Here is a 19,749-nt window from a genome sequence, read left to right on the forward strand (position 1 = left end):
TGCGTGGCATGATGCCCCGTCGTCCATGGCCGGAGAACGCCCGCATGCTGCAGCGCCTGTTCGTGTTGATCCTCGCCCTGGCCGCGCCCTCGTGGGCACTCGCGGCGCCGTCGCAGGTCCGCATCGTGCAGCAGGAGGGGGCGTACGTGTTGCTGGTGGATGGAAAGCCCTTCCACGTGAAAGGTGCGGGCATGGCCGGTGGCGGCCAGGAAGCGCTGGCCGCGCGCGGAGGCAACAGCTTCCGCACCTGGAGCACGGGAACCGACCACGTCCAGGTGCGCGCGATGCTGGACCACGCGCAGCGCAACGGGCTGAAGGTGGCGATGGGCATCGAGGTGGGCAACGAGCGCCACGGCTTCGACTACGACAACGACGCCGCGGTGGCGGAACAGCTCGAACGCATCCGTCGGGAAGTGGGTCTCTACAGCGACCATCCCGCTGTGCTGATGTGGGTGGTGGGCAACGAACTGAACCTGCATTACAGCAACCCGAAGGTGTGGAATGCGGTTGGACAGATCGCGGACATGATCCATCGCGAAGATCCGCATCATCCGGTGATGACCACGCTGGCCGGCTTCGACCGGAAGCTGATCGATCTGCTGAAGTCGCGCGCGCCGTCGCTGGACCTGATCGGCATCCAGCTTTACGGCGACATCGGCGCATTGCCGGAGAAGCTGGCGACCAGCGGCTGGACCGGCCCATACGTGGTGACCGAATGGGGCCCGACCGGGCACTGGGAAAGTCCGCTGACGACATGGAAGGCGCCGATCGAGGACGACGCCTCGCGCAAGGCGATGCTGCTGCAGCAACGCTACGAGCAGGTGATCGCCGCAGACACGAAGCAGGGCCTGGGCTCGTACGTGTTCCTGTGGGGCAACAAGCAGGAGCGCACGCCCACGTGGTACGGCCTGTTCCTGCCGAGTGGGGAGAGCACGCCGGCCGTGGATGCGATGCAGTACGTGTGGACCGGGGCGTGGCCATCCAATCGTGCGCCATCGATCCAGCCGTTGACGCTGGACAGTCGGGTCGCCATCGACAGCATCACGCTGGAACCGGGCAAGGGATACGCGGCGCAGGTCGATGCGCGCGACGCCGATGGCGACACGCTGCGTTATCGCTGGACGGTGCTGCACGAAACCACGGCCACCAGCATCGGCGGCGATCGCGAGGACGTGCCGCCGGAGGTGGTGCTGGCGATGCAGGACGACGGCAAGGGCGGGGTGCGTTTCGCTGCCCCTGACAAGCCCGGTGCGTACCGGCTGTTCGTGGACGTGCTCGATGGGCAGGGCCATGCGGCATACGCCAACCTGCCGTTCCGCGTGTCGGAACGCTGAGCCGAACCGCAGGATTGCGCGTCTGACCGGACTGCGATGGAATAGCGCATGCGCGCCGGGGGGCGCCTCCAAGGGGACTACATGCGGAACTTGATGATGGGCCTGCTGCTGCAGGCAGGCGTGGCGGTGTCCGTGTCGGCGCAGGAGCAGGCACCGCAGGCGGCGATGGTGGAGACCGGCACCCTGGTGGTGGACGTGAAGCCGTTCACCAGCGAGAAGGAACTGCCGAAGAAGGTGGACGAGCAGCTGAAGAGCGGCGCGCTGGAATGGGGCGTGCGCGACGGCCAGGTGGTGTTCTCGCTGGTCAACAAGCAGTTCATCGATTTCCCGCTCAACCACATGACCCGCTACGGCCAGCAGGAGACCCTGTCGTTGCCGGCGGGCGAGTACCGCGTCACCGGCATCGGCTTGGAAATGACCACGGCCTTCAGCGTGAAAAAGGTGCTGGAACGGGGCGCGTTCGTGAACGAGGACGTGGTGGCGTTCCGGATCGAGCCGGGCAAGACCACCACGCTGTCGGTGAATCCGGTGATCCGTCGCGACGCGACCTTCGCGGTCAACTTCTGGATGCCCACGCTGATGACGCGCATCACGACCGAGGCCGGCGAAACGCCGGAAACCGCGCTCAACACGCGTGGCCCCGCCTCGATCGCCTGGCCGCAGTACACGGGACCGCTGAAGTTCGTCGCCAAGTAAGGCGTCGCCGGGCCTGAGAGCGGATGGCGGACAGCGTTCCAGTCATGGGGTCGACTGGGGCTGCTGCGCCGCAGCATAATGCGTCATGGACGTTACGCCGCCGGTTTCCTTTCCCTCCGTTGCCGACCAGCTCACTGCGCGCCAGATCGGCCTGATCCTGTTCGCGCTGACGCTGGGCGGCTTCGCCATCGGCACCAGCGAGTTCGCCAGCATGGGGCTGATGCCGAACATGGTGGCCTCGCTCGGCGTTACCGAACCGCAGGTGGGGCATCTGATCAGCGCCTACGCGCTGGGCGTGGTGGTCGGCGCACCGCTGCTGGCGATCCTGGGCGCGAGCTGGAAGCGCAAGACGCTGCTGCTCGCCCTGATGGGCTTCTATGCGCTGGGCAACCTGGCCAGCGCGCTCGGACCGACCTACGAAAGCCTGCTGGTGTTCCGCTTCATCGCCGGGCTGCCGCATGGCGCGTACTTCGGCGTGGCCGCACTGACGGCGGTGGCGATCAGTCCGCCCAACAAACGCGGGCGCGCGGTCAGCCTGGTGATGCTGGGCCTGACGCTGGCCATCCTGATCGGCAATCCGCTGGCGACCTGGCTGGGCCAGGTGATCGACTGGCGCTGGGTGTTCGCCTTCGTCGCGATCATCGCGCTGGCGACGGGTCTGCTGCTGGCTATCTGGCTGCCCGTCGGCATCGATGGGCCGAAGGCCAGGCCGCTGGATGAACTGCGCGCCTTCAACCGCGTGCCGGTCTGGCAGGCGCTGGGCATCGGCGCGATCGGTTTCGCGGGCATGTTCTGCGTCTTCAGCTACCTCGCACCGACGATGCTGGACGTAACGCGCGTGTCGCCGGCCTGGATCCCGCTGGGCCTGGCCGGCTTCGGCGTGGGCGGCGTGATCGGCAACTTCGTCGGTGGCTGGCTGTTCGACCGTTTCCAGCTGCGCGGGGCATGGATGGTGCTGGCGTGGGCGATCGTGGCGCTGCTGCTGTTTCCGTGGCTGGCGACCACGTTGCCGACGATCCTGCTCGCCACCGTCGCCATCGGCCTGATGGGTGCGCTGGGGCCGATCCTGCAGTCGCACCTGATGGACGTGGCGGGCGATGCGCAGACGCTCGCGGCCGCGTCGCACCATGCCGCTTTCAATACCGCGAACGCACTCGGCCCTTGGCTGGGCGGCATGGCGATCACCGCCGGCCTCGGTTGGACGTCGACCGGTTACGTCGGTGCGGCGACCGCCGTGGTGGGCCTGCTGGTCTATGCGTGGGCGCGGCATACCGCCCGCGCCGAGGCGACGGCGCTGGCCTGCGAGCCGTCGCGCTGAAGCTCGCGCGCTGCCACGCGCAACATGGATGTCATCAAACTGAAATAAAGAGATAGCGGTCGTGGATTGCGGAATGCAGGGCCGCGACGCGTCAATTCGCCACGCTGCGCGCCGCTAAGGAAGGGGAATTCCTTCCCAACGCCGTATTGCCATGTCGTCCAGTATCGCTTCCCGTCCCCTCGGCTTGCAGACCAAGCTGTTGGGTGCCCTGACCCTGGGGCTTGCCGTCATCCTGTTGTGCGCACTGGCCGGCCTGGGCTCGGCGTGGCTCAGTCTTTCCACCGAGGTGCCCGAAGAGGTGGCCCAGGCTGCGGAGGGTGAGCGCCTGAGCCGCGACTTCCGCGTGCAGGTGCAGGAGTGGAAGAACATCCTCATCCGCGGGCACGACGAGGAGCAGCGTACAAAGTATGTCGGCGCCTTCGACCAGAAGGGGCGCGAAGTGGCCGCCCTGGCGAAGACCCTGTCCAGCGGCATCGCCGATCCGCAGGCGCGCAGGCTGGCGGCCGATTTCGCCATCCAGCACCGAGAGCTGGAAGGCAACTACCGTGCGGCCCTCGTGCAGTTCGCCGCGGCGGGCTACGACACGCAGGAAGGCGACCGCCTGGTGAAGGGCATGGACCGTCAGTTGGGCGAAACGCTCGAAGCCCTCGTGGCGCGCACCAAGGCGATCGCCGATGCGGCGGTGGTGGCGCGTTCTCAGGAAGCACGCCGCATGCTGGTGGCGTGCGCGGCTTTATCGGTGGTCGCCGCCGTCGTGCTGGTGCTGGTGCTGGCGTGGTGGATACGTCGTTCGGTGATCCGTCCCGTGGTCGCCGCGGCTGCCGCTGCGCGCGCGGTCGCGGCCGGTCGCCTGGACAAGCGCGTGGAAGTGCGCAGTGGCGACGAGATCGGCCAGCTGGGCACGGCAATGGTCGACATGACCGCGACCCTGCAGGGCGTGATCGCCGCGCAGGGCGAAATGGCGTTGCGCCATGACGAAGGCAGGATCAGCTTCCGCATGGACGATTCGCGCTTCCCCGGCGAGTACGGGCGCATGGTGCGCGACACCAACGCCCTGGTGGCGTCGCACATCGCGGTGATGCAGCGGCTGGTGGAGATCATGCAGTGCTATGCGGTCGGCGACCTTTCCATCGACATGGAGGCGTTGCCTGGTGAGAAGGCCGCGCTGACGGACGCCATGCGCACCACCAAGGCGAACCTTTCGGCGATCAATGCCGAGATCAGGCAGCTGGCACAGGCGGCGGCGTCGGGCGATTTCAGTCGTCGCGGTGATACGCAGCGGTACCAGCACGATTTCCGCAACATGGTGGATGGCCTGAACCGCCTGATGGAAACCACCGATGGCAACCTGGCGGATGTGTCGTCGCTGCTGCAGGCCATCGCGCGCGGCGACCTGACGGCGCGCATGGAAGGCGACTTCCACGGCGTGTTCGCCTCCATGCGGGACGATGCCAATGCCACGGTGGCGCAGCTGCGCACCATCGTGCGCCAGATCCAGGGCGCGTCGTCGTCGATCAACACGGCCGCAGGCGAGATCGCGGCGGGCAACAGCGACCTGTCGCGTCGCACCGAGCAGCAGGCGGCCAACCTGGAGGAAACCGCCGCCTCGATGGAGGAACTCACCTCCACCGTGCGCCAGAATGCCGAGTCCGCCCGCCAGGCGAACCAGCTGGCGATCGGCGCGGCCAGCGTGGCGTCGGAAGGCGGCACGACGGTCGCACGCGTAGTCACGACGATGACCGAGATCGAGCAGTCTTCCCGGAAGATCGCCGAGATCATCTCGGTCATCGACGGCATCGCCTTCCAGACCAACATCCTGGCCCTCAATGCCGCGGTGGAAGCGGCGCGGGCCGGCGAGCAGGGCCGCGGGTTCGCCGTGGTCGCTTCGGAAGTCCGAACGCTGGCCCAGCGCAGTGCCAACGCGGCCAAGGAGATCAAGGGCCTGATCGAGACTTCGGTGGACAAGGTGGCCGATGGCTCGGCGCTGGTGAGCCAGGCCGGCGCGACGATGGGCGAGATCGTCACCGCCGTGCAGCGGGTGACCGACATCATGGCGGAGATTTCGGCCGCCTCGCAGGAGCAGAGTGCCGGCATCGAGCAGGTCAACCAGGCCATCATGCAGATGGACGAAACCACCCAGCAGAATGCGGCGCTGGTGGAAGAGGCATCGGCCGCCGCCCGCTCGATGGAAGATCAGGCGCGCGAACTCATCGGGGCCGTCAATGTGTTCGTGCTGGATGCGCGTGCGTCGCCTGGTCTCACCCCTGGCCGTGTACGCGCACTGGCCGCTGCCTAGTCGGGCGCCCGCGCTGGCGGATTATTCGGGCGAGGTGGTCGTGGGCGGCGCACCCGACCGCCAGCGCCGCGTGGTGCGCTGGAAGAAGTGGCTGTTGGGGATCTGCAGCACGGTGTCGCCGCGCAGGGCATCTTCTTCCAGCAGGGTGGTGTAGAGCAGGTTGATATCGATCACACGCCCGCGCAGGCCGGGCTTGTCGCCGTTCTCAAGCACTTCGATGTGGTCGTGCACGCGGAATGGACGCGTGGTCAGGATCAGCACGCTGCAGAAGATGTTCGACAACACGCTCCATGCGGCGAAGAACGCGACTGCGGCGACGGCAGTGAAACCCGTCAGCGCGGTCCACAGCACGTTGCCCGATACGCCGAGTCGCCCCAGTGCGAGCATGAACGCTGAAACGTAGAGCAACACGCCCAGCAACCGGCGCGCGCTGACGGCGACCTGCGCGGGTAACCGGTAGTGATCGCAGGTCCGACGCACCACGATGCGCAGCAGGCGTAACAGCAGCCAGGCGGCGAGCAGGATCCCGAGCGCCTGTGCGACGGGAATCGCGAGGCTCGCCCATTCCTGCAACCAGTCGGGAAGTCGCAGCCACGCCATCAGCCTTCCTGCCGCGTTGCATGAAGCGCCGTCGGCGCCCTTGTCGGTGAGGGTTGGATGTTCATGCTGGAAGGGTGGCCCGCGCCTCGCGGATGGTCAACCGCGCGCGCTTCATGGATCGAAGGGATGGACCTTGCCGCATGCGTAGACATGGTTGTAGTCGCTGGACATGCACTGGTAGAAGTCGCGCCGCGCGCCGGTGGCGGCCGCGCAGTCTTCCGCGGTCAGTGCAGCCAGCAGGCGCTTCAGCGCCGGGGTGGCCGCATCGTAGGCGGGCTGGCTCATGTAGCCGGCGCGCAGGTTCTTCTCGCCGACCTCCAGCATGGTCTCCACGCCCCAGCGGGCGTTCTCCACGGCCTTGTCGCATGACAGGGCCGGCGAGGTGTCACTCACCTGCGCCAGGTGCCCGGCGATCGCGGCGACATCGGCCTGGACGTCTGGCGGGAGCGCACGCGCAGCAGCCGGCTCGTCGCCGTAGGCCATGCCCGCCATCAGCAACGACCCCGCCATCACCGGAATGCCGAGAACACCGTGGCAGAGGGAACGACGAGGGCCTGAAGTCATGGATTTGATGTGCGTTTGAAGATGGGTTGCGCATTCTATGGCAGGGGCATGATCGATCCGGCAAGGCATGCGAGGCCTGGGAACGACAGCGGAGGCTTGTGGTGCACGGAGGCCCTTGCAAGAATGCCGTGGGGCCGGGTCTGGCGCGGGCAGGAAGCACCGCCCGTCGTATCCGGACCCCAGACACTTCCACTATGTGAGGACCACATGACCTACAAGCTACTTGCCGCCATCGCGCTCGCCCTGTCGAGCGTGGCGCCCGCGGCCATCGCGGGTGAATGCGAGGACAACTTCAGCAAGTCCGGCAGCATCTTCTCCGGCACCGATTTCAGCAGCCGCGTCACCGTGCCGGACTCGACCGTCAAGGATGCGATGGGACAGCTGCGCGGCATCATGATCGCCGAGAAGATGGACGTGATCACGGAGGATGTCGAGACCGGCTCCATGCTGGTCGAACAGCGCTCCACCGGTAGCACACGGGCCATTCCCACCCTGATCAACGTGAGCGCCGAGGGCAAGGATGCGACCGTGCAGATGACGGTCAAGACCGAGAAGGGCCAGATCGCCAAGGCGGATGCCATGCGTCCCTACATGTGCACGTTGTTCGCCAAGTTGAAGGGGGGCAAGGAAGGCCGCGCCGCCGCCGCCCAGGGCGCGAAGACGCAGAACAACGCCGATGTCACGGTGAAGGACGTCTTCGTGTTCTCGCGCGAGATCGCGCGTGAAGCCAAGGGCAATGCCGTGGCCGTCACCGCGCGCCACAAGGGCCGCAACTACGCGTTGCGTGGCCGGGTGGACTACGTGCAGGAAGATGGCGAGGACTACAACGTGTCCTTCGAGATCCCCGACCAGGGCAAGATGCTGATCCAGGTGCCGGGCGACAATGAGCCGCGTGTCGGCGTGGCCTGCCTGTTCCGTCCCAACCAGCTGGCCAACGTGCTGACGTTCCGCAAGGGAGACAAGGTGACGTTCAAGGGCCAGTTCCTGCGCTATGACGATTTCAAGCGCGTACTGTGGCTGCAGAACTGCGTGCAGACGCGATGACCCGCATCCGGTCCCGGACGTGAACGGCCGGGAACGACGTGCAAAGGAAGGGCGCCCCATGGGCGCCCTTCTTGTGTCAGTTGCTGAGTAGTGTGGGGCAGGCCTTGCGCTTTCGCCGTTGCGTCAGCTGTCCTGGCGCCGGTAGACGCCGACATTGGTATAGCACCGGCCATCGCTGAGATGGCCGCGCATGCGGATCACGAGGGTGTCCGGATCGACCAGCTCGCGCTCGGACCATTGCACTTCGCAACCGTCGCGCCACGTGGTGGAGTGGAGTTGCGTGGGGGATACGGATTCGAAACTCAGCGCATCGGCATGCGGTGTGCTGTGATACGGATACGGTGTGCCGTCGACGCGTCCGTCGAAGGCGGCGCGATGCCGCTTGCCGTTCTTGCCCAGCCATTCCGACGCGATCGACAGCGCGCCGTCGGCGGCGCAGTCGAGTTGATAAAGACCGCTTCGCGGAGGGCGTCCGAGTTGGTAGTCGCACTGCTCGGGGAGCAAGTGCCAGGTGCCGGCGAATCCGGCGGCCGCATGAGTGGTCATGTGCGCTCCTTGCGCGAGAACCGGGCCGGTGGCGGCCCGACCACGCCATGCTAGCGACAACCCCCGGGGGACCGGTTGCTAACACCGTCGCACTTCCACATTCCGTCGTGATGATGAACGGGGCAGCGCGGCAGGCGTTCGGCGTGACTGTGAGTCGGATTGCGACGCATGCCTCAGCATGCGGACGGGAAACGCGCACAGCGGCCGCAACAGGCGGGCTGTCACGCCATGGCGCGGTACGGCGTCCTGGGTGGCATGGCAGTTCGAAGCGCTGCCATTCCATCCAGTCCAAGGGAGTCGATCCATGAAAGTCGTTGTTGTGGGGGGTACCGGTCTGATCGGGAAGCGCCTGGTCGCGCTGCTCACGGCCGAGGGGCATGAGGTGGTGGCCGCAGCGCCATCCACCGGTGTGAATACAGTGACCGGAGAAGGCCTGGCGGCCGCACTCGAAGGGGCCCATGTGGTCGTCGATGTCGCCAATGCGCCTTCGTTCGAGGACGCCGCGGTGAAGGCGTTCTTCGAAGCATCCACCGGACGCCTGCTGGCAGCCGCAGCTCACGCCGGCGTGCGTCACTACGTGGCGCTGTCGGTGGTGGGTACCGAACGCCTGCAGGGAAGTGGCTATTTCCGTGCGAAGTGGGCGCAGGAGCAGCGCATCCGGGCGGGCGGGGTGCCTTACACCCTCGTGCGTGCGACGCAGTTCTTCGAGTTCATGGATGGCATCGCGCAGTCTGGCATGCAGGGAGAAGACATCCTGCTGCCGAGCGCGCGCATGCAACCGATAGCAGCCGATGATGTGGCCGCCATGCTGGCGGTGGTGGTTGATTCGACACCGGAGGAGGGCATCGTGGAGATCGCCGGGCCGGAGGTGCGCCCGATGGCCACATTCGTTGCCGATCACTTGCGGGCCTGCGGCGCTCCGCGCGAGGTCAGGGCCGCGGCCGACGCCCTGTATTTCGGCATGTCGCTGGATGACGACACGCTGCTGCCCACGGGTGTTGCGCGCATCGCGGCGACGGATTACGCGGCGTGGTCGTTGCGGAGGTAGAACGGACGCCGGTCAACCGCGTACGCGGGCGGTCAGGGTATCGACCAGGCCCTCGGTGGTCAGGATCGCGTGCGCATAAGTGGGTGCGTTGATTTCATGCGCGGCATGCATCGCGGCCGCGCTGGCGGCTGCGGTGGCATCACGTACAAGTGTCACGTGGTAGCCCAACTCCGAGGCGAACCGTCCCGTGGTTTCGATGCAGGTATTGGCGATCAGGCCCACCAGGATCACGTGGGTGATGCGATGCTGCTTCAGCAGGTAATCGAGATCGGTATTGGAGAATCCACTGCCACCCCAGTGCTCCTTGGCGATGATGTCGCCAGGCTGTGGCGCAAAGTCCGGATGCCATTCTCCGCCCCAGCTGTCCTTCGCGAAGGGCTGCACGCGTGCCGCGCTCAGTTGGTAAGGCGTCGGGTGGTCCCAACCCTTGAAATCATCGGGTTCCGAGCGATGGTGCGGCACGATGAACACGGGCAACCCTGCCTGCCTGACGCAGGAAACCACGGTGCGCAGGTGGGCATGCAGATCCACGCTGCGTGCGATGTCGGCGACCAATGGCCAGAGTTTTCCCTCTTCCGCGAGGAAGTCGTTGTAAGGGTCCACGAAGAGCAGCGCGGTCCGGCCGGCGGGATAGCCCTGCATGGGAGACATGGCGGCGTGCCCTCATGACGCGGACGGTGGTCCGAGGCCGCAGCATCGCGCCGCAGGCTTTCCCCGCATTGCATCGGCGTGCGCGACAAGCCGCGGGTTGGCGCCGCCATCAGGCGTGTCGCGTGCGCGCGCCTGCCGGTTCCTTCGTCGCGCCATCGGGCACGCCGTCTCCCGGCATGGCGTTGCCCGGGGCGTGGATGCTCCAGGGCGGCACGTCCATCTCGTGGTCCAGCGCATCGATGACCAGCAAGTGGACCAGCGCATCATGCAGGGTCGGGTCGGTCCGTCTCAGGACGGCCAGCGCCGCCGACTGCTCTTCATCCGCCATGTCGGAATAGGCGTCGAACAGGTGCAGCGCGTGGGTCAGGCAGGTCTTCATCACATCGCCACCCGGGCAGATGACGGGAACGACACCGGTTTCCGGGGCCGTGGACCTTTGAGGGAGAGGAAGGTTTTTGCTCACATCGGGATTATTCGCCTTCCGGCCGCGATCCAGGACGTCCGGCGTAATGAAAGATACGGGACCTGCCCGGTCAGATCGGTTCAGGCAGGTCGCCGTCACCCAGGTGGCTGAACAGGAAGGCACGCGCCTTGCGCCAATCCCGGCGCACGGTGCGCTCGGTCACCTTGAGCACGCCGGCGATCTCGAACTCGCTGAGGCCACCGAAATAGCGCATCTCCACCACCTGCGCCAGCCGGGCATCCAGCTTGGCAAGGTCGTTCAACGCTTGATCGAGAATCAGCAATTGTTCGAGCCTGGAGCTCTGGGCCGGCTCCGTGTTCTCGTCCAGCGGCAACAGGTCCATGCCTTCGCCGCGTTTCTCCGCCAAAGCACGCCGTACTTCGTCCAGCAGCACGAAACGCATCGCGCGCGCCACCAACGCAACGAGATGGGCCCGATTCTCGACGCTGAAATCGGCACTGGCGAGCTTGAGCCAGGTCTCGCTGATCAGCGAGGTAGGTGATCTCACATGACTGCGGCGCTGTTGGCGGATCTGTGACCGGGCAATCTGGTGCAGGTCGCGGTACAGCAACGCGTAGATCTGGTTCCAGGCCCCGGCTTGCCCCCTCTCCACATCGGACAGCAGCTGGGTGACCGACGCTTGGTCCGGAGGTGGCAGATCGTCGGTGTTCTGGGAGCGCAGCGCGCTGCCCACGTCAGGCCCAGTGCCATCCGGGTCCCGCTTCTCTCTCATGTCCGGACTGTGCCTTTCATCACGACTTCGTCCCATATATCACCCGGCTGCGCCTCGACATGCAAGCCGTAACGGCGCATTCGCGGTGATGCCTTCGCAGGAGAGGTCTTCCCCGGAAGGTGAAGGGGCGGAGGCATGGGTGTTCCAGAGCGAACGATCGACCAGCAAGAGAGAGGTGTCATGCGTAACCTGAAGCGAGTCTGTGAAGTGGGCGGCTCTACCGTCATGACCACGGTGCGGGGATCCGCCCTGGTGGTGGATGGAGGCGCCCCGGATGCGGCATGACGCATTGATCGGCACGCTGCGTGAAGAAGGCGACGAGCGGGTGACAGGACAGCCCGGCATCGCCGCGGGAGTGCAAACCTGGCCGCTGCCCCAGGGCCTGGGTCCGCGTGCCATCAGCCAGTGGCCGATCACGCAGCGGCTCAGTACCGAAGAATGGAATTTCCTGATGCAGGCGCTGCCGGGCCGGGTAGGCGCGCGTGCGCGCCATGGCGGCAACGCGCGCCGGTTCATCGAGGCCGTCCTCTGGGTAGCGCAGACGGGCGCGTACTGGTCGGATCTGCCGCGCGAGTTCGGCTCCTGGCACGGCATCTACGTCCGCTTCATCCGTTGGGCGCAGGACGGCAACTGGAACGAGGTACTTGCGCGGTTCGACCAGCAAGACCAGCGTGCCCGCGACCTGCAGGCCCTGGTCGAGCGCTATCTGCATCGCAACAACACCAAGCACCTGAGTCGGGCGATGCGTGCGTCTTGAAACATCGCCTGGAGCCTCGATGGCCGGGGGATGCCGGCCATGAAATCCAGAGGGGAGGGCGAACCGGCCGTTGAACGTGTCCGCAGGCCGTCCATGCCCCTCGACTGTCTATCTGCCGACGTTCCCCCGTCTGGCAGTTAGAGGGCGCCTCCCCTCCCCAGGGGGGCGACCCTGTCGCCTGCCATGCCCGACACATGGCAGGCATCGCGCTTCGGCGCCAGAGGGGGAGGTGCAATGCCTCCCCCTCGCTTTTTCTTCGAATCCTCACGCAATGCTACGCAGGACTTAACGTGGCGGGGCATAGGCTGGCATTCCCGGCAATGGGAACAGGCGAGATGAGTACGCATGTCTTCACCGCACAGGACGCCTCCGGACGACGCTGCCGGATCCAGGTCCTCCGCAACGAAGAGGGCGCACAGGCGTCGCCCACGGCGACGGATACGCATCCGCTCTATTTGCTCGAAGACGGCAGCCGCGTGCGCCGCATCGACAACGACACCTTCCAGGTCATCGGAACAGGCGCCTACGTCACGCGCGTAGCCGATTGAAAGCGCACCTGGACATCCTTCGCATCGGTACAAGCGGTCGCAGCATCCTCGGGCGCTCGCGGAGTTCGGTGCCGCCGCCGCGGGAGACGCAGCGCGACGACGCATCGGATCCAATGGCCGGTGCGCGGCAAGGACTACAGCGCAATATCGGGAACGTACGTACGCGCGAACCTGTGTGCGCCCTCGATGCGCTGCAGACCTGATCGCCTTTTTTCAATGGACAGCCCGACATTCCAGCGGTCCGCTCCGGACCTTCCGCGCAGGAGGTCTGTTGCATTGCAGCGCGTGACGCGAAGTCTTTTCCGATGACTGCTCGCCGAGCCGGTGCGAACTCGTCGTGTGATATCCGCTATCGCATTGTTTTCCATGACCAAGTCGCGGGTCATCGCGTTTTTGTTACTCGATAATCGCCGTTTTTCTTGCGTTTGTATCGATCTAAACTTGACGCGATCAATAGCGCACGTCGAAGCTCCGGCCCGTCATGCTCCGGCGCTCCCGTGCGCGAGGAGTCCGACGACACGCATAGCCAATCCATCTCGACGCAAGGAGTTCACGATGTTCGATCGATTCCGCCGGATCCGGCGCACGAAGCGGTCTCTGCTGCTCGCTGCGCTTCTCTGTCTTGTTTCGTTCCACGCTTCTGCCGACTCGGCCATCTATGGCGGCGGGCCCTTCTATCACGGAGGGCAGACAGTCATGGATGACCTGCGCGCATCGGGCTTCACTACGGTGATCCTGTTCGGCGTGCATGTGCAGACCAACGGCGATCTGCACTTCAATAACGATCCGATCATTTCCAACGGCACCTACATCGGCGACCCCGGCTGGCCTGCGCGCCTGGCGACGTTGAAGACGGCGCCGACCTCGGTTACCCGCATCGAGGCGTCGGTCGGCGGCTGGGGCACGGGCGATTTCCAGAACATCAAGAATCTGATCGCTGCGCAGGGCACCGGTCCGACCAGCGTTCTCTACAAGAACTTCCAGACACTGAAGCAGATCACCGGCGCCGATGCGATCGACTTCGATGACGAGAGCACCTACGATCTCGGCTCATCAACCGCATTCGGCAACATGCTGTGGGGCCTGGGTTATTCGATCACGCTGGCGCCCTACACCAACATGACGTACTGGAAGAGCCTGGCGGACAATCTCGCCGGCAAGGTCGACGGCATCCACCTGCAGGTCTACGACGGAGGTGCCGGCAACAATCCGGCCACGTGGTCGACCACGCTGGGCATGGCGGTCGACCCGGGCGTCTGGTCGAAGCACGGCAGCGGATGTACGGCGGGAGACAGTCCTGCCACTGTCCAGAGCAAGATGACGAACTGGAAGAATTCCTCCGGCATCGTCGGTGGCTTCATCTGGCTGTACGACGATGTCCTGGCATGCTGGTCGCAAGGCACCACGGCCCAGTACGCTGGCGCCATCAATGCGGTTTTCGGCGGCAATGCACCGCCCGTCGCCAACTTCAGCTCCAGCGTCGCAGGGTCCACCGTGGCCTTCTCGGACGCATCCACCGACAGCGACGGGACCATCGTTGCGCGGCAGTGGACCTTCGGCGATGGTGCCACATCCACGGCGACCAACCCCAGCCACAGCTATGCGGCCAATGGCACCTACACCGTCACGCTGACGGTGACCGACGACGACGGCGCCACCGCGAGCCGCAGCAATGTGGTCACGGTCGGTGCCAACCTGGCGCTCAATAGAACTGCAACGGGATCGATCGTGTGCAATGCCAATGAAAGTGCGGCGAAGGCGGTCAACGGCAGCGTTTCGGGCGGCAACACCGACAAGTTCTGCTCGCTCGCGTCCTCGAAATGGCTGCGCGTCGACCTGGGGTCGTCCCGTACGGTCCGTAGTTTCGTGATCAAGCACGCCGGGGCGGGCGGAGAAGCCACCGCGTGGAATACCAAGGCCTTCACGCTGCAGACCTCCACCGACGGCGCCACATGGACCACGGTGGCGACGGTGAGCAACAGTAGTGCCAGCGTGACCACGCACGCAATCACTCCGCGCACGGCGCGCTACGTACGGCTCAACATCAGCACGCCGACCCAGAACGGCGATCCGGCGGCACGCATCTACGAGCTCGAGGTGTATTGATTCGCAATGAGCGCGCCGTGCGTTCGCTTGATGCGCACGCACGGCGCCAGCGTTCCGTTGGTGTCGGCCCTGGAGCGGCTTCAGTAGACGGCAGAGGCGTGCAGGGGAGCGGCGTGCGTCCAGCCTGTGCGCGCATCCAGGAAACCCAGTTCGACCAGGACGGCCGTGCCTACGACCTGTGCGCCCTGCCGCTCGACCAGCACAAGAGCGGCTTTCAGCGTGCCACCCGTCGCCAGCACGTCGTCGACGACGATGACGCGCGCACCGGCCGGAAGCGCATCGGCATGGATCTCCAGACGGTCGCGTCCGTATTCCAGTCCGTATTCCTGCGACAGCGTATGCCCGGGCAGCTTGCCCGGCTTGCGGACCGGCACGAAACCGACATCGAGTTCGCGCGCCAGCGCCGCCCCCAGGATGAAGCCGCGGGCCTCCACGCCGACGACGGCATCGAGCACCACGCCGCGCCACGGCTCGGCCATCGCGGCGATCGCTTCGGCGAATGCTTCGCCATCGGCCAACACCGGCGTGATGTCCTTGAACAGGATCCCGGGCATGGGGAAGTCGGGGATATCGCGCAGCAGGTCGGTCCAGGCCATGGGCGGTGGAGTTCAACAGGTGGGGCGCTGATGCTATCGCAGCCCGCGGGGTCTGGGATGCAGTCTCCCGCGCCGGGCGGCTAATCAGCGTGCCGCCGCGAGGCTATCCTCGCATTCCACCTCTCCCGGACATGCCCCATGAGCAACGCCCTTTCGATGTACCAGGCTTCGGTCCCCGTTCTTCTCCGTGCGCTCGGGAACCTGCGCCACGTGCTGGCGAAAGGCGAAGCGCATGCGCGGGACAAGGGCTATGAGCCCACGATCCTGCTGCAGTCGCGGCTGGCGCCGGACATGTTCCCGCTGGTGCGCCAGGTGCAGTTCGCGACGGATACGGCGAAGTTCGCCGTCGCCCGCCTCGCTGGCGTGGAGTCGCCACGCTTCGACGATGTCGAAACCACGTTCGAAGAACTCTACGCACGCCTGGATGCGGTCTGCGCCTATCTGCGGACTTTCGACGAGGCTGCGCTGGAAGGCAGCCAGGACCGCAGCATCACGCTGGCCACGCGCACGCGCGGCGAGCTGAAGTTCGACGGCCGCGGCTACCTGCTGGGCTTCGTCCTGCCCAACCTGTTCTTCCACGTCACCACCGCCTACGCGATCCTGCGCCACAACGGCGTACCGCTGGGCAAGCTGGATTTCCTGGGTCCCGACGCCTGACGTGCCGGCCGGCGCGGCGTGTCCGCTCCCGTTGCCGCCCGGCGTTGGACAGGAAGAACCGCGCGCTCCCTGCCGTGCGGTGGCTTCCCTGAGGAGCCAGTTGCCCTGCGGCGACGGAGTGCTGCCCGTTTCACGGCATGCGACCCGCTGCTCCGATACTGTCGGTCGGGCATCCACGCCATGCGAGGCCACCTCGCCTGCGCGGACGCCGGGACCACATCAGGGAGGAAGAAACGATGGCAACGGCACTACGTATCCTGTGCGTGCATGGCGTGGGCCAGCATCCGCCAGGCGGTGCATGGCAGCAGCAATGGGAGGCGGCGATCCACGACGCCTGCCGCCAGGTCGATGCCGAGCGCGCGCTCGACATCCAGTACTGCCACTACGACGACATCTTCGCCCAGCACAAGGTCAGCCTGGGGGACACGCTCGAAGCGCTGGCGCGGCTGCTGGCGAACGGCATCACCGCGCCGTTCAGGCGTGCGCGCGGCGACGATTCGAAGCTGCGCCACACCGCCGGCATGGTGGTGAAGTGGGTCGAGAGCGCGACGTTCCGCAAGCAGACCCGGACGCGGCTGGTACAGCGCATCGAGGCGATGAAGCCGCACGTGGTGCTCGGCCACAGCCTCGGGTCGCTGGTCTGCTACGACACCTTCACCCATGAAGAAACGCGCGCCACCGCGAGTGGCCGCTACTTCGCATCGCTCGGCTCGCAGATCGGCAATCCCTTCGTGCGTGGCGAATACCAGGCCGGCCGTCTGAGCGCGATCGAGAAGGCGCGTTTCTGGTACCACCTCTACAACCGTTTCGATTCGGTGTTCACGGCGCGCGTTTCCATTGCCGCCGACAACTTCCGCCAGGTCGACACGCATTTCGACATTCCCGGCAACGCCGACCATGCGGCCGAGGAATACCTGCGCCATCCGCAGGCCATCAGCACGTTCTGGTTCGATGTGCTCAACGATGAAACCACGCGCATCACCCGCGCCCTGCGCGAACAGACGCCGGTCGCCTGCCGCGTGGCGACACCGCGCAAGCGTGCGCTGCTGATCGGCATCAACGACTATCCCGACCCGGACCAGCGCCTGGGCGGTTGCGTCAACGATGTCTTCCTGATGAGCGCGATGCTGCAGGAACAGGGCTTCGATGCCGGCGACATCCGCGTGGTGCTGAACGAGCGCGCCACCGCCGACGGCATCCGCGAGCGCGTGGACTGGCTGCTCGAAGGCGTGCGCAGTGGCGACCAGCGCATCCTGTACTACAGCGGGCACGGCGCCCAGCTGCCCAGCTACGGCCTGGGGGACCGTGTCGACCGCATGGACGAAACGCTGGTGCCCTACGACTTCGACTGGACGGAAGACACCGCGCTCACCGACGACTGGCTGTTCGAGCGCTACGTGCAGCTGCCGTACGACGTGGACTTCAGCATCCTGCTGGACTGCTGCCATTCCGGCGGCATGGCCAAGGGTGGTCCGGCGCGCATGCGCGGACTCAACCCGCCGGACGACATCCGCCATCGTGCGATGAAATGGAACGCCGCCAGGGAGATGTGGGTACCGCGCGAACTGGAACTCAACGAGCGCAAGCAGCTGGCCGTCGACCAGGACACCATGCCGCTGGGCGACATGAGCGGCCGCCTGGGCTACGCATTGCCGGTACGCACGCTGCCGCTGGGCCAAGCGCGCCAGATGCGCAAGAAGCTCGGCCACAAGGGGCCGTACATGCCGCTGCTGGTGTACGCGTGCCAGGAAGGCGAGTTCGCCTACGAATACGAGCACGGCGCTGTCCAGCATGGCGCGTTCACCTATGCGCTGGTGAAGAACTGGCGCCGCATGCTGGCCGGGGGCCACGGAGACCGGCGACGGCTGAAGGTCAGCGACCTGGTGAAACACACCTCGCAGGAACTGCGCGAACTGGACTACGACCAGACCGCCGCCCTGGCAGGGCCCGAGATCCGCCTGTCGCGCTGGATGTAGTGGGGCTTGTTACCCGGCAGCGCACTCGCGCGCGCGCGCCAGCAGCAGGGCCTGCTCGCGCGCGTTGCGGGTCATCGCCGCCGCACGCTCGAACTCCGCACGTGCTTCGTCGCGGCGGTCCAGCTTGAACAGCAGATCCCCGCGCACGCTGGGCAGCAGGTGGTACTGCTTCATCGCCGGCTCGTCGCGCAGCCGGTCCACCAGCGGCAACGCACTGGCCGGGCCGGCGGCCATCGACACGGCGACCGCGCGGTTCAGTTCGACCACCGGTGACGGATTCACCTGCGCCAGCGCCGCGTACAGCGTCGCGATCCGCGCCCAGTCCGTCGCGTCCGCCGTGCCGGCGCGGGCATGGCAGGCGGCGATGGCGGCCTGCAGGGCATAGGGGCCGAATGCACCGCCCAACTGCTCGGCACGCTCCAGCGCGGCCAGGCCGCGCCGGATGAGCAGGTGGTCCCAACGGCCGCGATCCTGGTCCAGCAGCAGCACCGGCTCGCCGTCCTTGCCGGTGCGCGCGTGCAAGCGCGAGGCCTGGATCTCCATCAGCGCGACCAACCCATGCACTTCCGGTTCGCGTGGTGCCAGGGCGGCCAGCATGCGGCCCAGCCGCAGCGCTTCCTCGCACAGCGCGGGGCGCATCCAGCCGTCGCCACTGGTAGCCGAATATCCTTCGTTGAAGACCAGGTACACCACGCCGAGCACCGACGAAAGGCGCTCCTGCAGTTCGTCCCCGCGAGGCACCTCGAACGCCACGTCGGCGTCGGCCAGCGTGCGCTTGGCGCGCACGATGCGCTGGGCGACGGTAGGTTCCGAGGTCAGGAACGCACGCGCGATCTCGTCCGTCGTCAGCCCGCACAGCAGGCGCAGCGTCAGCGCCACGCGGGCCTCCATCGACAGCACCGGATGACACGACACGAAGACCAGCCGCAGCAGGTCGTCGTCGATGTCGTGGTCCAGCGCGTCCTCGTCACGCGCGCGCCGTTCTTCCTGCACGTCCTCCAGCTCGCGCGCCAGTTCCTCGTGCTTGCGGTCCAGCAATTGGAGCCGCCGCAACCGGTCGATCGCACGGCGCTTGGCGGTAGTCATCAGCCAGGCCCCCGGGTTGTCCGGCACGCCGTCACGAGGCCAGGTTTCCAGGGCGGACACCAGCGCGTCCTGCGCCAGCTCTTCGGCCAGGTCCAGGTCGCGCAGCATGCGGGCGAGACCGGCGATCACGCGCGCGGATTCGATGCGCCAGACGGCATCTATCGCGCGATGGGTAGGGGAGGTCGACATGCCGCGCATCACACCACGGCGCCACGACCGGTGAAAGTCGCAGCGCAGCGAACAGGGGCATCAGCGTGTGCATGACGTCCCCGCACGGGCATCAGGCATCCTTCTCGCAGTTGATCATCCACGGCACGCCGAACTTGTCGACCAGCATGCCGAAGCGTACCGCCCAGAAGGTCTGCGCCAGCGGCATGGTCACCTGGCCGGCATCGGAGAGCGCGGCGAAGATGCGTTCCGCATCGGCGATGCTGTCCACCGACAGCGACACCGAACAGCCCTTCACGCCTTCGTACGGATAGGCCGGATGGTTGTCCGACCCCATCAGCACGGTCTGGCCGAACATCACATGCGTATGCATGATCTTCTGCTTGTACTCGGCCGGCATGTCCTCGCAGCCTTCGGTGCCCTCGAAGCGCATCATCGGCCCCAGCGTGCCGCCCGTAGCCTGGGCGTAGAAAGTGAAGGCGGCTTCGCAGTCGCCATTGAGGATCAGGTAGGGATTGACGTTCATGGTGCGCTCCTTGGGGTGATGGGTACGGGCTTGGCC

Annotated in this window: 20 protein-coding genes; 11 read left to right on the forward strand and 9 right to left on the reverse strand. The window is 66.3% G+C overall.

Annotation, left to right across the window (positions count from 1 at the left end):
- Window positions 1-44: 44 nt before the first annotated feature.
- The 4 genes from FB548_RS14495 (at window position 45) to FB548_RS14510 (ending at window position 5,644) form a co-directional block, all read left to right on the forward strand.
- On the forward strand, window positions 45-1,334 hold the full coding sequence (locus FB548_RS14495; protein ID WP_142125898.1) for a glycoside hydrolase family 2 TIM barrel-domain containing protein: 1,290 nt from the start codon (window positions 45-47) through the stop codon (window positions 1,332-1,334).
- A gap of 81 nt (window positions 1,335-1,415) precedes the next feature.
- Entirely contained in the window at window positions 1,416-2,030 is a 615-nt protein-coding gene (locus FB548_RS14500; RefSeq protein ID WP_142125516.1) for a hypothetical protein, read from the forward strand.
- 85 nt (window positions 2,031-2,115) lie between these two features.
- A complete protein-coding gene (locus tag FB548_RS14505) occupies window positions 2,116-3,348 on the forward strand; it encodes an MFS transporter (RefSeq protein ID WP_142125517.1) in 1,233 nt (410 codons plus the stop codon).
- Window positions 3,349-3,499: 151 nt separating this feature from the next.
- Window positions 3,500-5,644, forward strand: a complete 2,145-nt coding sequence (locus tag FB548_RS14510) for a methyl-accepting chemotaxis protein (protein ID WP_142125518.1) — start codon at window positions 3,500-3,502, stop codon at window positions 5,642-5,644.
- A 21-nt stretch (window positions 5,645-5,665) separates the two neighbouring features.
- Here the strand turns inward: FB548_RS14510 and FB548_RS14515 are convergent, their stop codons facing one another.
- Both FB548_RS14515 and FB548_RS14520 read right to left on the reverse strand, forming a co-directional pair.
- A complete protein-coding gene (locus FB548_RS14515) occupies window positions 5,666-6,244 on the reverse strand; it encodes a mechanosensitive ion channel family protein (protein WP_142125519.1) in 579 nt (192 codons plus the stop codon).
- A 111-nt stretch (window positions 6,245-6,355) separates the two neighbouring features.
- A complete protein-coding gene (locus tag FB548_RS14520) occupies window positions 6,356-6,754 on the reverse strand; it encodes a hypothetical protein (protein ID WP_221625975.1) in 399 nt (132 codons plus the stop codon).
- Window positions 6,755-7,015: 261 nt separating this feature from the next.
- On the opposite strand from FB548_RS14520, the gene FB548_RS14525 reads away from it, so the two are divergent.
- A complete protein-coding gene (locus tag FB548_RS14525) occupies window positions 7,016-7,852 on the forward strand; it encodes a hypothetical protein (protein WP_142125521.1) in 837 nt (278 codons plus the stop codon).
- A 123-nt stretch (window positions 7,853-7,975) separates the two neighbouring features.
- Here the strand turns inward: FB548_RS14525 and FB548_RS14530 are convergent, their stop codons facing one another.
- Window positions 7,976-8,398 (reverse strand): hypothetical protein, encoded by a 423-nt coding sequence (locus tag FB548_RS14530; RefSeq protein ID WP_142125522.1) that lies wholly within the window; start codon window positions 8,396-8,398, stop codon window positions 7,976-7,978.
- Window positions 8,399-8,702: 304 nt separating this feature from the next.
- Here FB548_RS14530 and FB548_RS14535 point away from each other — a divergent pair, with 304 nt between their 5' ends.
- Window positions 8,703-9,446 (forward strand): NmrA family NAD(P)-binding protein, encoded by a 744-nt coding sequence (locus FB548_RS14535; protein ID WP_142125523.1) that lies wholly within the window; start codon window positions 8,703-8,705, stop codon window positions 9,444-9,446.
- Between the two features lie 12 nt (window positions 9,447-9,458).
- Here the strand turns inward: FB548_RS14535 and FB548_RS14540 are convergent, their stop codons facing one another.
- From FB548_RS14540 to FB548_RS14550, 3 genes are all read right to left on the reverse strand, one after another.
- Complete coding sequence (locus FB548_RS14540) at window positions 9,459-10,097, reverse strand: isochorismatase family cysteine hydrolase (protein ID WP_142125524.1); 639 nt, start codon at window positions 10,095-10,097, stop codon at window positions 9,459-9,461.
- 109 nt (window positions 10,098-10,206) lie between these two features.
- Window positions 10,207-10,476, reverse strand: coding sequence for a hypothetical protein (locus tag FB548_RS14545; RefSeq protein ID WP_142125525.1), 270 nt, complete (start codon window positions 10,474-10,476; stop codon window positions 10,207-10,209).
- Window positions 10,477-10,630: 154 nt separating this feature from the next.
- The gene (locus FB548_RS14550) at window positions 10,631-11,254 is read right to left on the reverse strand and encodes an ECF-type sigma factor (protein WP_221625976.1); all 624 of its coding nucleotides are present in this window, start codon (window positions 11,252-11,254) and stop codon (window positions 10,631-10,633) included.
- A 328-nt stretch (window positions 11,255-11,582) separates the two neighbouring features.
- On the opposite strand from FB548_RS14550, the gene FB548_RS14555 reads away from it, so the two are divergent.
- The 3 genes from FB548_RS14555 to FB548_RS14565 all read left to right on the forward strand — a co-directional run bounded on the left by FB548_RS14555 (window position 11,583) and on the right by FB548_RS14565 (window position 14,704).
- The gene (locus FB548_RS14555) at window positions 11,583-12,050 is read left to right on the forward strand and encodes a transposase (RefSeq protein ID WP_185742126.1); all 468 of its coding nucleotides are present in this window, start codon (window positions 11,583-11,585) and stop codon (window positions 12,048-12,050) included.
- A 335-nt stretch (window positions 12,051-12,385) separates the two neighbouring features.
- On the forward strand, window positions 12,386-12,598 hold the full coding sequence (locus FB548_RS14560; RefSeq protein WP_142125528.1) for a hypothetical protein: 213 nt from the start codon (window positions 12,386-12,388) through the stop codon (window positions 12,596-12,598).
- A gap of 696 nt (window positions 12,599-13,294) precedes the next feature.
- Window positions 13,295-14,704, forward strand: coding sequence for a PKD domain-containing protein (locus tag FB548_RS14565; protein WP_255470574.1), 1,410 nt, complete (start codon window positions 13,295-13,297; stop codon window positions 14,702-14,704).
- 80 nt (window positions 14,705-14,784) lie between these two features.
- On the opposite strand, the gene FB548_RS14570 is transcribed toward FB548_RS14565, so the two are convergent.
- Window positions 14,785-15,300 carry an adenine phosphoribosyltransferase gene (locus FB548_RS14570; protein ID WP_142125530.1) on the reverse strand — a complete coding sequence of 172 codons (516 nt, stop codon included), beginning with the start codon at window positions 15,298-15,300 and terminating at the stop codon, window positions 14,785-14,787.
- A 138-nt stretch (window positions 15,301-15,438) separates the two neighbouring features.
- Here FB548_RS14570 and FB548_RS14575 point away from each other — a divergent pair, with 138 nt between their 5' ends.
- Window positions 15,439-15,957 (forward strand): DUF1993 domain-containing protein, encoded by a 519-nt coding sequence (locus FB548_RS14575; RefSeq protein ID WP_255470575.1) that lies wholly within the window; start codon window positions 15,439-15,441, stop codon window positions 15,955-15,957.
- Window positions 15,958-16,193: 236 nt separating this feature from the next.
- Window positions 16,194-17,933 (forward strand): caspase family protein, encoded by a 1,740-nt coding sequence (locus tag FB548_RS14580; protein WP_185742127.1) that lies wholly within the window; start codon window positions 16,194-16,196, stop codon window positions 17,931-17,933.
- A 9-nt stretch (window positions 17,934-17,942) separates the two neighbouring features.
- Here FB548_RS14580 and FB548_RS14585 read toward each other — a convergent pair whose 3' ends face one another.
- Window positions 17,943-19,208, reverse strand: a complete 1,266-nt coding sequence (locus tag FB548_RS14585; RefSeq protein ID WP_142125532.1) for an RNA polymerase sigma factor — start codon at window positions 19,206-19,208, stop codon at window positions 17,943-17,945.
- A 91-nt stretch (window positions 19,209-19,299) separates the two neighbouring features.
- A complete protein-coding gene (locus FB548_RS14590) occupies window positions 19,300-19,713 on the reverse strand; it encodes a VOC family protein (protein ID WP_142125533.1) in 414 nt (137 codons plus the stop codon).
- Window positions 19,714-19,749 lie beyond the last annotated feature (36 nt).

This window comes from Pseudoxanthomonas sp. 3HH-4 (assembly GCF_006716465.1).
GTDB lineage: Bacteria > Pseudomonadota > Gammaproteobacteria > Xanthomonadales > Xanthomonadaceae > Pseudoxanthomonas_A.